The 15,900-nt window shown below is 42.8% G+C and carries 11 protein-coding genes; 2 read left to right on the top strand and 9 right to left on the bottom strand.

The genetic code is table 11. The features are described 5' to 3' along the window. Positions 1–47: 47 nt before the first annotated feature. The 6 genes from F2B13_RS18890 to F2B13_RS18915 form a co-directional block, all read right to left on the bottom strand. Entirely contained in the window at positions 48–2,519 is a 2,472-nt protein-coding gene (locus tag F2B13_RS18890) for a TonB-dependent receptor (protein ID WP_149304841.1), read from the bottom strand. After that, positions 2,500–3,867: an HTTM domain-containing protein gene (locus F2B13_RS18895; RefSeq protein ID WP_149304842.1), complete on the bottom strand. Its 1,368-nt coding sequence runs from the start codon at positions 3,865–3,867 to the stop codon at positions 2,500–2,502. The genes F2B13_RS18890 and F2B13_RS18895 overlap by 20 nt, the downstream gene beginning before the upstream one ends. Before the next feature lie 3 nt (positions 3,868–3,870). Then, positions 3,871–5,001, bottom strand: coding sequence for an imelysin family protein (locus F2B13_RS18900; RefSeq protein ID WP_149304843.1), 1,131 nt, complete (start codon positions 4,999–5,001; stop codon positions 3,871–3,873). Positions 5,002–5,091: 90 nt separating this feature from the next. Then, complete coding sequence (locus F2B13_RS18905) at positions 5,092–6,393, bottom strand: DUF4856 domain-containing protein (RefSeq protein WP_232622954.1); 1,302 nt, start codon at positions 6,391–6,393, stop codon at positions 5,092–5,094. A gap of 322 nt (positions 6,394–6,715) precedes the next feature. Next, positions 6,716–8,287 carry a cupin domain-containing protein gene (locus F2B13_RS18910; RefSeq protein WP_149304844.1) on the bottom strand — a complete coding sequence of 524 codons (1,572 nt, stop codon included), beginning with the start codon at positions 8,285–8,287 and terminating at the stop codon, positions 6,716–6,718. An 86-nt stretch (positions 8,288–8,373) separates the two neighbouring features. Continuing rightward, a complete protein-coding gene (locus F2B13_RS18915; RefSeq protein WP_149304845.1) occupies positions 8,374–9,240 on the bottom strand; it encodes a hydroxymethylglutaryl-CoA lyase in 867 nt (288 codons plus the stop codon). 223 nt (positions 9,241–9,463) lie between these two features. Here F2B13_RS18915 and F2B13_RS18920 point away from each other — a divergent pair, with 223 nt between their 5' ends. Continuing rightward, a complete protein-coding gene (locus tag F2B13_RS18920; RefSeq protein ID WP_149275185.1) occupies positions 9,464–9,886 on the top strand; it encodes a Dabb family protein in 423 nt (140 codons plus the stop codon). Between the two features lie 7 nt (positions 9,887–9,893). Here F2B13_RS18920 and F2B13_RS18925 read toward each other — a convergent pair whose 3' ends face one another. The 3 genes from F2B13_RS18925 to F2B13_RS18935 form a co-directional block, all read right to left on the bottom strand. Further along, a complete protein-coding gene (locus tag F2B13_RS18925; protein ID WP_149304846.1) occupies positions 9,894–10,952 on the bottom strand; it encodes a quinone-dependent dihydroorotate dehydrogenase in 1,059 nt (352 codons plus the stop codon). Between the two features lie 116 nt (positions 10,953–11,068). Continuing rightward, the gene (locus F2B13_RS18930) at positions 11,069–11,506 is read right to left on the bottom strand and encodes a hypothetical protein (protein WP_149275183.1); all 438 of its coding nucleotides are present in this window, start codon (positions 11,504–11,506) and stop codon (positions 11,069–11,071) included. 140 nt (positions 11,507–11,646) lie between these two features. After that, a complete protein-coding gene (locus F2B13_RS18935) occupies positions 11,647–14,502 on the bottom strand; it encodes a TonB-dependent receptor (RefSeq protein ID WP_149304847.1) in 2,856 nt (951 codons plus the stop codon). 144 nt (positions 14,503–14,646) lie between these two features. Between F2B13_RS18935 and pepT the strand changes: the two genes are divergently transcribed. After that, complete coding sequence (pepT, locus tag F2B13_RS18940; protein WP_149304848.1) at positions 14,647–15,879, top strand: peptidase T; 1,233 nt, start codon at positions 14,647–14,649, stop codon at positions 15,877–15,879. The last annotated feature ends 21 nt before the right edge of the window (positions 15,880–15,900 follow it).

Below are 15,900 nucleotides of genomic sequence, written 5' to 3' on the forward strand. Positions count from 1 at the left end.
TGCAGAAGCATGATAAGGGAATGTACCCGCCTATTGGCGTTGTTCCTTTATAACTGTAACTGCAAGGTGGTGTAGAATGTTCTCGGTTGGGCGGGAATGATTCCGGGTCCGGGGTACCCCGTAGCCCTCCGGGTAAAATAATTGGCATCCAGTAGATTATTGATACCCGTTTCCAGTTTCCATTTTTTATAGGAATAGGACAAGGAAAAATCCATAATCCCATAGGCGGGAATTGCACCTTCAATGCCCCTTTGGTTATCACTACGATCTTGTGGTGCATTGGTGGCATCGGTATATTGTTCTGACAGATAGGTATACTGCAGGCTTCCCAAAAGATTCCGGTATCCGAAATTCAAACCTGTTTTCAGGTTAATATCTGGAATAAATTCTACTTGTTTGCCTTCGACATTGTTCTCTTCGGATGAAAGGTATTCTGATTGGGTCCATGCGAGGTTCAAAAAATAATTCAGTCTTACTTTTTCCGAGGACGGAAAGAAGGTTTCCTTAATGCTCCAACTACCAAAACTTTCCAGGCCGTACATAAATGCGGTACCGATATTCCCCCTGTAGCGTACAACACCACCGGTTTCAATTTCATTTCCGTTTTCATCGGTGCGGGTGGCCGATTTAAGAATCTCACCTAACCGATTATCATACAAGAGTGCGAAACCACTGATATCGAACGACAATATGTCATTATACGTTCCCCGAAAACCTAAATCTGCGGTAAAACCATCCTCATCCGAAATATTTTGATCTATTTGGAACGAGGGATTCACCACTCGAATGTCGCTAAAGGTTACCGACCGATAGTTCTGTGAGAAATTGCCATAGATCTCCGAAGTTGGTGCAACACTATAGGTCGCCCCGACACCCAAAAGTAAAAATGTACGTTCAAAGGTTCTATTGTCAGGGATTTCCTCGTTCAACAACGGGTTTCCGGCTAGATCAAGCACAACGTTCTTATAGCTGCCTTTGCTTTCCGTTTTAATATGTTCCAAACGAAACCCGGGCGTCACACTTATTTTTTCGCTTAGATTAAAAATATTCTCGCCGAAAAAAGCAAGGTTGCGATTGGGAAAATCAAAACGTGATTGCCTTTCATAATTTGGAAAGGCAGTATCGGCAAAATTAAAATTGGCATCTTTGGCGACCGTACCCGGCCCTTGTCTTTGGTCATTCCAAGTTTGATATAATTTAGAGCCCAATAGTAATGCCGATTCTGAATCCCAAATAGTATATCGGGTAAGTAGACGGGCTTCGGCTCCCCAATTATTAAAATTATCGATTAAAAGCTCTCTGGGCTCCTCCAGATCATCGGCTTGTGATACCCGGTTCGTTCGAAACCCCAGCGCCTTTCTTGACGCATCTAGCCCGAATAGATTTAAGCTAAAATTGGTCTTCGCCGAAAATCGATGATCCAATCGCAACGAATACAGTTTCCAATCCACGGAAAACCAGTTTCGCTCTCGATTACTGAAGGTAGGATCTTGTGTAAATTGCATGTCCGTAAGACCACCAGGTTGTTGGGCCAAGTAATTCAAAAAGGTGGTTTCTAGGGTCAACTTCGTTCTATCCGAGAATTGATAGCCGACATGGGCAAAATAATTTTTACTATCGAACCCGGAGTTAGGTCGAAAGCCATTGCCCTTTTTATAATTGAAATAGGAATAGTAACTGAGTTTCCCAACAGTGCCTTCGAGACTGTTGAAGCTGGTGAACAATCCGTAAGAACCGACCGTCTGACGGGTGACCAGTGCTATCCTTTTGTTCGGGTCGGGCTTTTTGAACTTAAAATTGACCAGACCGCCGAACTGTGTGCCGAACTGCAAGGAGGCCGCACCACGAACGACCTGAATTTCTTCCAAAGCTTCGGCTGGAGGGGTATAATAGCTTTCGGGATACCCAAGCACATCGGCGCTGATATCGTAACCATTTTGACGGGTATTGAAATTTGCAGTGCGATTCGGATCCAAGCCCCTACCCCCGATATTCAGCTGTAATCCCGCATCACCATTGTCGTAAATATTGAGGCCCACTACTTGACCGTAAACCTGTCTCGCATTATTGGCGGCAAGGTTTCCGGTAATGGCATCCAATAGAACGACCTCGCTTTTTTTACCTGCATAGATTGCCGTACCCTCCACTTTTCTCAATTGTTTTAAGGCAAAGATTCGCTCGCGCCGTTGGGTCAAAACGACTTCGGAAAGTTCTTCGGCGCGAAGTGGTTCCAATCGGATATCGATAAAAAATGGCCCATCGAGTGTGAACTCTTTCTCAAAGACCTCGTATTCAAAGGCAAAAACGACCATGGTATATGCTCCTTGCGCTACCTGGGAAAATTTGAAATTTCCATCCTGATCGGTAACTTCCAAACGTTGGGATTCCTTCAAATAAACCTCAACATCAGCCAATGGACGCCCTTCAGTATCCATTACCTTTCCGGATACGGTCAACTGACCAAATAATGGGAAGGTACCGAGCAAAAGGAACAATGTACTATAAACCTGTAATTTCATCGTTGAAAGGAAGTATCCACGTTTTATGTTCGAATGATTCGTTTTCTTGCGTAAGGTCGATTTTTGGATCGATGTAAGGTTTACTTAAACGACCATTAAGGGTTACCATGCTGTTTACGTATACCGCAACTTTTTGATGCCCGTCGTGCTCAAAATGGTCTTTTAAAAAATGAGCATATTCCAATATAAAATCTGGCTGAAAGGCCATCTGTTTTTCCTGAAAGGAAGTTAGAAAATCAGAATTATCAACATAAAACCATTTGCCGCTTTTGCCGTCTACTATCTTGAACTGGGCATACCCCGATTTCTCGATTAACATTACCCGCCAAGAGAAACGGTACCCCTCCTCCGTCCAAAATAGTTCGCCAGGATAGGCCAAGTACCGAAAGGGGAACAAGAACTGTACTGCAAAAAATAGTATGATAACGCTAAATTTCAAGTAATTGCGTGTTGTATTTAAGGAAATTAGACTTCTATTATTATCAAAACGATGTTTCCCAATTTTTAGGATTTTATCCAAGAAGTTCAAAATTTTATGATGCACAGGAGCATTGAAAAATATCAAAGTAGAGACAATCATGATGTAGGGAAACATTCCAATAGGAAATAACACCCTTGTCAACACATGAAAAATGACAACAGTAAAAAAGGCATAAGGTCGGGTCTTGCCATACATCAGTAAAAAAGGTATGGTAAGATCATATAACGCTCCTCCCCAGCTAAAGGCATACTGCACCCATTCTAAATGTAGAAGACTGCCCAATACGGGCAGGTCGAACTTGGAGGGTAGCCAAATTTTTAGTGGCATGGCATGAAGCAACCAGTCGGAATTCAGCTTGGCCAGACCGGCATACACATATACAATGCCTAACAGTAACTTGAGACTGCCAATGGTCCAGGCCGGAATCTTTTGAAACGCATTTTTAGGGTTCTTGAGGGCATCTAATGAATAGTACGCGTTTGCAGGAAGAAATATCATTAAAAAAGCGAGGATACTAATAAAGTAATAATGATTTAGATAAGTCGTTTTGTCCATAAGTTCGATATACGTAAAACTCAGGAAGAAAACGATAATTGCCATTCTGTACTTATACCCGATGGCAATCATCACAGCTGCGATGGCACAGACCCCAAAGAGCAGATAGGTATAATTTCCCAGAGGCTTGATCCATTCAAAACCATAATAAGAGAAGAAAAATTTGGGTGTTATATAAAATTTATCAATCCAGCCGTACCAAGCAAAACGAATCAGGCCGAAGAACATCATCATGCCGAACAAAATGCGAAAGACCGCTAACGGAGCGGCCTCCACGGCTTTAAAAAGGTATTTGTGCTGAAACAATGTCATTATCTAATCGCCATCCGCATCGACAAAATCGATACTGATACTCATGGCGGAGACCATATCGACTTTCAATAGTGGTACAACCCGTTGAACTTCGTCATAGGCCAAAAGCATTTCAACTGGTGGAGTTTTGGTCGCTATTTCCTCCTTAAAGGTTGAAAGGCCTTCGACGAGCGTTCGAGCCGCATTGAACTGGTCATTGATCATTTTCTTCAAATCATCTCCTTCCTTAACCGTGTTCAATGCATCCAAATAGGACGCCAAGCTTTGACCAGTGCTGCTTTTGCCATAGTGTTTGCCATTAAAAAAATCCTGTACCGCATTCAACCCCTCCAAAAAGAGTTCTTTGGAAACATTGCCCTTGTGGTATGCCTCCACATTCCCAGGAAGGGGGCTACCAGAAAAAACACCGAGCGGAATCCCCATTTTTCCGGCCCTTACATACTTTTCGTAATACAAAATATAGTCATTGACAAAACGGTCTAGGGAAGCCGTGGAGGACGCTCCATCGGCGGCCACAAAATTATCACGATATCCTTCTTTCCACTCCGAAAGCACCTGAACGCTAAGCATGGTCATATCTGATAAAACCGCATCAAAGTAGGCTACTAATTCATCATTATCGGTCGTGTTAAACTTCGAAACGATAGCGGCATCGTTCTCGGCCAAACCATTGATGAGATAATCCAAGGCAGGAAATCCTTTGGCATCCCTATTGGAAGAAAGGGAAAGATCGTAACTGCCCGAGGCAATATGGCCTTCAATTTTTTCAGTATTGGAGGGATAAATGTTCATGTTCAAACGAAGACCTACGGCCTCGGCCGGCCCTATTTCAAACATAGATACATGTTGCCACACTTTGTATGCCGACAACCAGGAAGCCCTCAAAGCAAGCAAATTGGATTCGTTCGTATCTGCCTTAAAGGCGTCAAACGAAGCGTTCAGTGCTTCAAGCTGTATAGCAAACGATTCATAGGAAGGAATAATAATGTTATCCGCCCAATTCTCGAGTATGGGTCCTCTTTCGAAACTTGTAGGGGCCGGGTCAACGTCATCACTCATCGGACCACCGCCATTATCGGAACTACAAGCACCCAAAAGGATCGAAAAAAACAATACCGTTAAATGCTTCTTCATAATTTCATTCATTTGATTTCACTCAGTTAACTTTTTGATGAAACTTGACAACTTTATAGTATCGTTTCATCTCTCACTTACCTAATTAATCTATTCTGCGGCCTGCTGTACCGTAAAGTCAAATCGGCTTGCAATAGTTTCAGAAATTGTGTCCAAGGTTTCAGAAGTAACATCCCAGAATCCGTTTTCGCCGTCATCCATAAGGTCGGCCAATAGTGCTTCCGTTTCTTCTCTGGAAAAATAAGGTTCCTCAGTACCAGGCTTACGGGTGAACTGCAGACCGTAAATAAAACCATATGCTTCCGATAGGGCATGAAAAGCGCTCCCGTAATTTGGATTTTCCTCTGCCAAGGTTCTTTTCCCGGCCTGCAAATAATATATGGCCCTCACCGCAGGTATTTGTGAAATTTTTTCACGAATAATAGCGGCCTGTTCATCACGAACGCTATAGTTTTTTGCCACAATTGCTGCACGCCCCAATTTGAATGCCTGAAATATCTCATCTGCGATTCCGGCAAAATCGGGATCTGCTTCCAACCTTTCAATGTATTCATTCAAAAAACGGTCAGCTCCTAAATCTGCATTTGGGTCTGAAGAATCTTCATTCAATCCATACACATAACCGTATGCCTCATCCCATTTGTGCTCCATGGTAGTATAAGGCTTACCTTCTTCAGGGGTATTCGCATCATTATTAGCGCGATTATCACCCTCATCTAAAACGGCAGTACTCAAATAATTGTTCAAGGTCTGATCGGTCATCAAGGCACCGATCAATCCTTTGGCGAAGACTTGGTCATATTCCAGACCGAGTCCGCTTACATATCGTGTACGTTCACCATCGGCCAATTGACCAGCAGTGCCTGCCGCCGCGGCAATTTCCCAATTCGGAAAGACTTCTTCGACCTGTGCCTGAATCCAACGGTCAAAATCGGCTCGGATCAAAGCTTGGCCGGTGGCATTGGTGGAAAAATAATCTGCTGAGGCCGCAGTTTTCGAACGAATACTTTTATCAGAGGCATTCAATTCATCATTTTCGAAATCAACGCCACCCTCCTCATGAGCAAACATGCCTTCAAATATTTCTATGGTAGCGCCGTTGTCGCCGAATACCGCCAATAGTTCGTTCGCCATTTGAATGCGAATGGTCTGGCCACTAAAATTCACGGTAGACTCCCCATTTCTCTCAAATGTATAGTTCGTTGGGTTTTCAATAGCCGTTTCACAAGGAGTACAGCTTCCGCCGCAATCGATACCGGTTTCATTGCCATTCCTTTCTCCGTCATTACAGGTCGCTACAACAGGTAAATCATCTCCATTAGACTCTTCAGAGTCACAGGATGTGACCAAAAAAGCTCCTAGCGTAACGAAGGTGAAAACCATTTTTCTCATGTGTAAAATATTTTTATTTAGACTGGATTTAAATAATAGCGCAAATCTAATATATGGAATGGTTTATTCCAAAATTATTTATATTAAATCTAAATAAGTTTTGAGATTTAACAGATTCGTCTTGAAAGTACGGTTGTGGCCAAAGATGAATCCATAAAAAAATCGGATTCCTAAGAGGAAGCCGATTTTTAATCGATCAAATAATTATCCTTCTACACGCTTGCATTCTTTGGTGCCCATTGCGAATACCTTCTATCTGGAGCCGCTTTTTGTTGGGGTGGGTATGCAATCGTAACTTGTTCCACACCCATTAAAGAAGTGCTCAATACCATTGAAATGCAAAATACTGTGCCTGCGATTCTCCTATGTTTTTTATGGCATGCGGCACATTCGAGGGCAAATAGTACAAGTCTCCTGCCTTACCTTCGTACAGTGAGTTACCTATCTGCATTTCTGTACTACCGTCAATCATCAGTACGATTTCGGCAGCCTCATGAATATGGGGCTCATGGCTTTTGATACCCGGGTTCAAATTTGTGATATGCATTTCGTAATAGGGACACATCGCGGTAGAACGATTGAAATACTTTCGGATACCGCCTTTATCGTGTGCTTGAAAAGGAATCGATTGATAGTCAATTCGAGATGAGCCTCCCCCCTTTTTGCCCTGTTTGTGATCGACACCTTCCTTAGAAGTATACTCCATTACATAATACGAGGCATTTGAAGATAGACAGTCTACCTTTAGTTCATCACCGGGGAGAAGTACGACCACACTATTGGCACCTAGCGTGCTACTTTTTCCATTTACGGTAAAACGCAATTCTCCTTTTTTTACAATATAAAGGTGTTCCTTTTCCGATTTTTTAACGGTTAGCGCCGAAGACGAAGAGGTGAGGTGTTTCAACTTTATGTCCATGGAACTCAAATGGGCGGTTTCTCCGGCCAAAATTGGTGTATCTTTTTTTTCCGGGGATATTGTATAAACGCCTTCAGCAACCCTATTTTCTACCACATCGCCCCAAAGCCACGTTAAGGATTCGGGAAGAATGGCTCCGGCATGGTTTCCATTATGTCCACCTTCACCGGCAATAAACCTGTAGTTATATTCCTTAAATTTCAAAGCAGACTCCATTTGCAAATTGGCCAACCACCAATTCCCGTACACATTGTTCAAATCGTTGTTACCGTCTTGTAAAAAAACCTTGATATTCTTTTTGTCATTCTTTCGAATCATGGATGGATATGCATGACCGCCCCTGATATTGGTAAAACTTCCTATATGGCTCATCACCTTGCCAAATTGGTCAGGAAAGAACCATGCCGCGGTAAATGCACAGATTCCTCCCGAGGAGATACCGCCAATTGCCCGCATTTCAGGCCTATCGGATATGGCATACTTTTTCCTCAGTTCCGGAATCATTTCTTCCAACAAAAACTTGCCATAGCGATCTGAAATTTCATCATACTCAAAACTCCGGTTAGAAGACTTCCAAGGGGTTGTTGCTTGCACCGAATCGATGGAATGACCGGGATCTATAAAAAGTCCTATAGTTACCGGCATCTTGCCTTGTGCGATCAGATTGTCGAACACCACAGGCACCTCGAAATCCCCATCCTTTTTGACATAGGTATGGCCATCTTGAAAAATCATCAAGGCAGCGGTTTGCTTGGCCGTATATTGTTCTGGAACATATACATAATAATCCCTATTGGTATTTGGAAAGATGGTGCTTTTCCATGTATGCTTTGTCACCGTTCCTTTGGGTATGTCGCCATACGTATCGGAATTAGGTCCTTTTTCATACTCCTTTTGCGAAAATAACACCGAATTAAAAAAAACCACCGATATTAAAAATAAACTATATCGTAAAGGAGACAATGTTCGGTACATAACTGTTTGGTTTTGAAAAGAGAATTTAGTTGTTACAAGGTAAGTAGAAAACAGTTAATTTAATAACGTCGGTAACAGGCCGCGATTTACTGATAATTGGCGAACAGCTCGGTCGCCTTGTTAAATGCCGCTTCAAAAACCATCCAGTTCACGCCGGTTTCCACTTTTTCAGAGGTAAAATACGAAAGCATCTTCTCGGTGGGCATGTTTCCCGTTAACTCATCTTTTGCCATCGGGCAGCCGCCGAACCCTTGAACGGCACCGTCGAATCTTCTACACCCTGCGTTGTAGGCCGCATCTATCTTTTCGTGCCATTTCTTAGGGGTGGTGTGCAAGTGGGCCCCAAATTCAATTTCGGGATATGCCGGAATCAGTCTCGAAAACAAATAGGAAATGTTCTCCGGAGTTGAGCTTCCGACCGTATCGGAAAGGGAAAGCGTATTGACGCCCATAGCGGCGAGTTTTTCGGTCCATTCTCCCACAATGTCGACGTTCCATGGATCACCGTACGGATTTCCGAATCCCATGGATATATAGGTAACCACCTCTTTTCCCGTTACTTTAGCTATCGCCAATATCTCTCGAAGCGTCTCAACGGATTCAGCAATGGTCTTATGGGTATTCCGCATTTGAAAATTCTCCGATATTGAAAAAGGATAGCCTAGATAGCATATTTCTTCAAATTGGGAAGCATCCCTTGCCCCTCTTACATTGGCTACAATAGCCAAAAGTTTGCTTTGGGTCTTCGACAGCTCTAAATGCGAAAGTACCTCGGCCGTATCGACCATTTGCGGAATCGCTTTAGGGGAAACAAAACTTCCAAAATCTATCGTATCAAAACCGCATCCCAATAACGACTGAATATAACGCACCTTTTTCTCGGTCGGTATGAAGGTTTTAATGCCCTGCATGGCATCTCGCGGACATTCAATAATCTTTACTTTACCCTGCATTGCTTGCTGTTATACTTCTGATAAAATTACTATTTATTATAGTATGGCACTATCGACCTGTTGTTTTTGGCACTAAATACTTTTTCAATAGGCAAAGACTTTCCGCCCTCTGTACAGTGAAGTTCGGCCTGCTTGAAGACCCCATCGTAGTCGGACGCCCTCTAAAAGACTTTTCACTGCATTTAATTGTAGTTTTTTCATATCTTCCCAAAAATATTATATTATGAAATCGACTTATTTGGCCTCCGCACTTATTTTTGGCCTTCTTTCATTGACCTTGACTTCTTTCGGGGGCGAGGAAACTTCTCTTAAATCAGAAATTATCATGCAACAAGACAGCCTTCTACGTCACGTGGTTCTTTTTAAGTTTAAAGCCGGAACATCGGAAAAAGATATTACCAAGGTACGCGAAGCGTTTAGCGCACTACCCTCAAAAATTCCTCAAATCGTATCCTACGAATGGGGAACCAATAACAGCCCTGAAGGTTTGGACAAGGGCTTCACCCATGTGTTCTTTCTTACTTTCAAAAGCGAGGAAGACCGTGCTATTTATCTACCTCACCCAGACCACAAGGCCTTTGGCGATGTGTTAGGTCCACATTTAGATGATGTACTGGTAGTCGATTATTGGTCGAAAGACGAATAGATGTAAGCTAAGAAAATTGTTCTTGATGGTCCATTTTTTCTAGAATGGCCTTATTGATCCGTTTGATCAAGCTAGGGCCTTCATAGATAAAACCAGTATAGACCTGTACCAAATCGGCACCCGCATTTAATTTTTCAATGGCATCTTCGGGCGAATGAATTCCGCCCACCCCGATAATTGGAAAAGATTTGTTACTTCGCTCAGAAAGAAAACGGATGACTTCGGTGCTTCTAGTCGTTAAAGGTTTGCCGCTGAGACCTCCTATTTCCTCCACCAAGAAACAGTCCGATATTAGGTTCGACCTGCTAATGGTTGTATTGGTGGCAATCACACCATCGATTTTTGTGGTTTCAATAATCTGGATGATATCCAAAAGCTGCTCTTCGGTTAAATCTGGGGCAATTTTTAAAAGGATGGGCTTCTCTTCCACCGCTCCTTTGGTAGCCAACTCTGTGTTTTCAATTTTTAGTTCATTCAATAATGCTGTCAATGGTTCGCGATCCTGCAGCTCTCGTAAACCAGGAGTGTTGGGCGAACTTACATTGACTACAAAATAGTCGACATACGGAAAAAGGGTGTCAAAACAGATCAAGTAATCTTTGACCGCCTCTTCATTCGGAGTAACCTTGTTCTTTCCGATATTTCCCCCTATCAACACCTTGTGCGGTTTTTTCAAACGATCTACAGCATCAAATACTCCCTGATTATTGAAACCCATTCGATTGATAATAGCAGCATCGGGTTTTAATCGGAACAACCTTTTTTTAGGATTTCCTTTTTGAGGTTTTGGGGTAAGTGTACCTATTTCGATAAAGCCAAAACCAAAATCAGACAGCTCGTTGAACAACTTGGCATCTTTATCGAAACCTGCCGCAAGTCCCACCGGATTTTTGAACTTGATTCCGAAAACCTCTCTGGCCAAACGTTTATCTTCAATAGTATAAATCCCCTTAAAAATGTCAGAAAGACCTATTTTAGAAAGCAATCGAATGAGGGAGAAAGTCAAATGGTGGGCTCTTTCTGCATCGAATTGAAAGAGTAAGGGACGAATAAAAGTCTTGTACATCGACACGGAATACGGTTTCTGCAAAAGTACAAACTAGAGTTCCAGAATAAAGCACATAGGCATCAATTTTATCAACACGGGTATATCTCTAGGGGAAGGCCTATTGCTTATCGTGTTCATTCAGGATTTCCGGCTTGATCATAGGTTTTTGGAATAATCGCTATAGGTCTGCGAATAGCCTCCCTACACAACTCCAAATACCTGTCATATTGTTTCGTGTTGAAAGTGGCCAATAACGCTTTGTCGCATCGGTAAGAGGCATCGAGTATTTTTTGCCGCAACACCTTGTACTTATCCGCTAGCACAATCAGATCAGCATCTTTGCTCTGAGGATGTTCTGCCAATAACTTTTCAATCTGTTCATTGATCCCTTTTATCTCAATGTCGAGTTCTTCCTGCAACGTATTCATGGTAGTTCGCTGATTTTCGTTGAGTTGAAAGATATCTACGATGGTTTCCGCGTCATTTCCCCCAATTCCCAATAAGCAGTCTTGGGCTTCTGCATAAAAACAAAATAGAATAAGTAAGGCGACTATATAACGTTTACCGAACATGATTTTCCGTTGCTTTAAAATCTATCATTATAAACATCAATATTAACCAAAAATTATATTTTATTTTTTTAAGTACTAGGTTAAATATAATAAGACCGGCTTAAAGCCGGTCTTATTTAAAACGTACAAGGTTGAACTACCTATTTTAAGGAAAGATTTAATCTGGCGAATAAATATCTACCCCCAATACCGAACTGCTGTGCCCGACGAGACCAATCGAATCGACCGCCACTTCGGTTTCCGAACTGTTCTTCCGCCCTATCAGGGTATATATCGAATAAGTTGTTCGCCCCAATGGTTAGTGTAAGGGCATCGGATGCCTTGTAGCCGATAGATAAATCGGTTACCAACTTAGTACCAAAAACTTGTTGGTTTTCAACTACTGTAGTGGCTTCGGTAACTTCCCCAAAAAAAACATTTCTCAAAAAGACAATCCATCGATCTGAAGTCAGGCTATTTGAGAGGTTAATTTTCGTTCTTGGAACAGCCTCTTCGAGATACACCCTACTATCTTCTGGAAAGTAGGTATCTATCAAACCTGCATTTCGTAACACCTCGGAGGCATTAATATCTCCAATTTGATTGGTTTTTGATAGTGTACCCGCCAAATCGGACTTTAATCTCCAATTAGAACCTATAGTCGTATTATGCGTTATCACAATATCCAAACCTCTCGATTCTGTGTCAATGGCATTGGCAAAAAAGGAAGCAGCCGTAGCGTTCGCCTGTCTTAAAAGATTGTCGAGCTCTGTTCCCGTTCCCGGGCCTGAAAACTGGCCCGTGTATACGACCCTATCATTAATTTCGACGTAATAGCCGTCTACGGTGATTGTCAAATTCGCGTCGGGTATCTTCGCCGTCAACCCAAGACTGATACTTTGAGAAGTTTCCTCCTTCAACTCGGGAATACCCAAAAGTTTTGCTGCCCTGCTATCATTGGCAAAAGTACCCACCTCTTGCGGATTTCCGTTCTGATCAAAAATCGTAGACGTAGAATTGAAATTGATCTGATGAAGGGAAGGAGCGCGAAAACCTGTATTTGCCGCCCCTCGAATATTTAGATTATCGGAAACTTTATAGCGAGCGGCCAATTTAAAATTAATGGTAGAACCAAAGTCGCTATAATTCTCAAAACGGGTAGCAAAGCTCGCCAAAAATCGCTCTGAAAAATCAGCTTCAAGATCAACATAACCTGCAACGCTACTGCGCCCACGCGACAATTCATTGCTTGGGCTAAACCCGGGGAATACTTGAGACCCGCCCGGTCTTGCATTTCCAAAAAAGTCTTGGGCCGGTTGTTGTGACGCCAACGTTATTCGTTGTCCATTGGCTGTATATTGCGCATAAGAAGCTTCTTCACCGGCAACGATATCATAGTTCTCCACGCGGTATTCCGCTCCAAAGGCTATATTCAAACCGGCCATGACGTCGTCAAAAAATTGTGTAATATCCAGGTTCGATGTGTTTTGGGAAAATGAGAATCCCCCGGCGTCGAAAATCGTCGGCGAAGCGTTTTGCAAGGACGCATTAAAGGTATTTCCAATCGTATACAAAAAGGAGTTTCTTCCGTATGTGTTACTCAAATCGACATTCCATTCTCCTACTTTTCCCTTAATACCTACTGATAAGGACTGATCTTTAATATTGGAATTAATTTCTGGTAAAAAGCCGTTAATGTACGCAGGTGTAAACGTACGACTTTGGTTCGGAAGGCGATAAAAACCTGCTGAATTACCAGTTCTTGAACTAATCCCGGCAAAGGAATATATCTCGGTGCCCTCCCCATCAAGAGGAAGACTAAAATTGGCGAACAAACGGCCGCCACGCAAAGCCGACTGGCCCACACGCATATTATAATCGCTTCTTTGCTGCCCACGCGCCGCCAATTCCGCTTCGGTCGCATCCGTAGAAAGAATGGGTTGCAATTCTTCCTTGGTCGTCGCGCCATTAATGTCTATTCCCGCCTGACCGGCATATTGAATAACATCGGCAACATCGTCATCTAGTAACCCAGTAATATCGTAGCCCGCATCGTTCGCTACGCGTTCTATCACATTGTATTGGTTAAAAACTTCTCCTTCCCATTCTTTCATTCTACTATAATCTTGACGCACATCGAAATCACCTGAAAGCGTGAAAAATCCGCCATTATTTCCTAGTGGCAAACCATAACTTCCCGCAATATTGGTCGATTCCCCATCGACGCCCCCTGTTTGGTCATTCGCGTTTTTAGTAAAATTCGCCCCTGTAGTGACCGTGGTATTCAATTCGTTTACCGTCTTGTTCAACACGATGTTGATCACACCGGCGATAGCGTCAGAGCCATACTGGGCTGCCGCACCATCTCGTAAAACTTCGATACGCTGAATCGCAGCTGCAGGAATGGCGTTCAGGTCCGTACCCACACTACCTCGGCCAAATGTGCCGTTCACATTGATCAATGAAGAGGTATGCCTTCTTTTCCCATTAATCAAAACTAATACTTGATCTGGCCCAAGGCCTCGAAGTGATGCGGGGTCGATATGATCGGTTCCATCAGAAATGGTCTGCGTATTTGAGGTAAACGACGGCGCTACATAATTTAGTATTTGATTAAGGTTGACCTGCGGGGCAACATTGTTCAACTCTTTCATATCAATAACATCGACCGGTACGGTACTTTCCGTTGCTGTTCGATTAGGGTTTCTAGACCCCACTATGACTACTTCCGCTAGCGCTACACCCGATGTCAATTGTACTTTCATATCGTTGCTCGCGGTAACCTCTTGCGATTCAAAGCCAATATATGAAACCACTAAAGTATCACCGACTTCGGCGTTTATGGTAAAAACACCATCGAAGTCCGTAGTCGATCCCGTTGTTGTCCCTTTGATAACCACAGATGCTCCCGGCAAAGGAGAACCTTCGTCATCTACCACAGTCCCGTTTATTTGGGCATTTGAAAAACTGACCATAGCCAATAAAAAGACCATAGCTAAAAATTGTTGATTTTTCATAGTACACTAGTTTGAGTTTATAATCCTAGAAGTTAAGTAAATTTGACGGAGCCTGTAAGAAAATATGTAGAATATAATCTACACTAGAGATTTACGGCACTCGAATTCTTCCTATTTTGTACTTTTAAGGCAAATGAATTTTCTATGAAAAACCTCCTAGACCGCTTTTTGGGCTACGTTAAAATCGATACCCAAAGCGACCCAAGCTCAAAGACTACCCCCAGTAGTGAAAAACAATGGTATTTGGCCAACGAGCTTGCCGAAGAACTTGAGAATATTGGTATGGAGGAAGTCACCATAGATGACAACGCCTATATCATGGCGACGTTGCCCAGTAATTCCGACACTCCTGTTCCGACGATAGGTTTTATTTCGCATTTTGATACTTCTCCCGACTTTACCGGTACGGATGTAAACCCTCAGATCATAGAAGATTACGATGGAGGTGATATCGTGCTTAATGCTTTGGAAAACATAGTGTTATCACCAAGTTATTTCGATGACCTGTTACGTTATAAAGGGCAAACATTGATTACGACGGATGGAAATACACTTTTGGGCGCAGATGATAAGGCCGGAATCGCAGAAATAATCACGGCCATGGAGTATCTTATCGACCATCCTGAAATTAAACATGGTAAAATTAGGGTAGGATTTACACCAGATGAAGAAATCGGGCGGGGGGCCCACCAATTCAATGTGGAGAAATTCGGGGCCGATTGGGCCTATACCATAGATGGCAGCGAAGTGGGCGAACTGGAATATGAAAATTTTAATGCGGCCAAGGCCAAGGTATCGATCAAGGGCAAGAGCGTACATCCGGGATATGCAAAGAACAAAATGGTAAATGCCATTAGCATCGCCACTGAATTTCTAGGCATTCTACCGCCTGAAGAAACACCACAAAATACCGAAGGACGACAAGGTTTTTTTCATGTTCACCATCTCAAGGGAAGCATTGAAATGGCCGAATTCGAGCTTATAATAAGGGACCATGACAAAGTGCAATTTGAAGAGCGAAAAAAACTGTTGATTGCCATTGCCGATAAACTCAACCACTATTATAACAATTGCATCGATTTACAGATTACCGATCAATATTATAATATGAAAGCGAAGGTCGAACCGGTCTATCATATCGTAGAAATTGCCCGAGAGGCGATGGAAGCGGTCGGGGTAAAGCCCATCATTAAACCTATTCGAGGAGGCACGGACGGCTCTCAACTAAGTTATATGGGACTGCCCTGCCCCAATATTTTTGCCGGGGGCCATAATTTTCATGGAAAATATGAATATATTCCGTTGGAAAGCATGCAAAAGGCGGTCGATGTAATCGTCAAGATTTGTGAGCTGGTAGGTCAGAAAAGAAAGGAATGATGGCATCATACGGATTGCAAA

Source organism: Pareuzebyella sediminis (assembly GCF_008367235.1).
Taxonomy (GTDB): domain Bacteria; phylum Bacteroidota; class Bacteroidia; order Flavobacteriales; family Flavobacteriaceae; genus Pareuzebyella; species Pareuzebyella sediminis.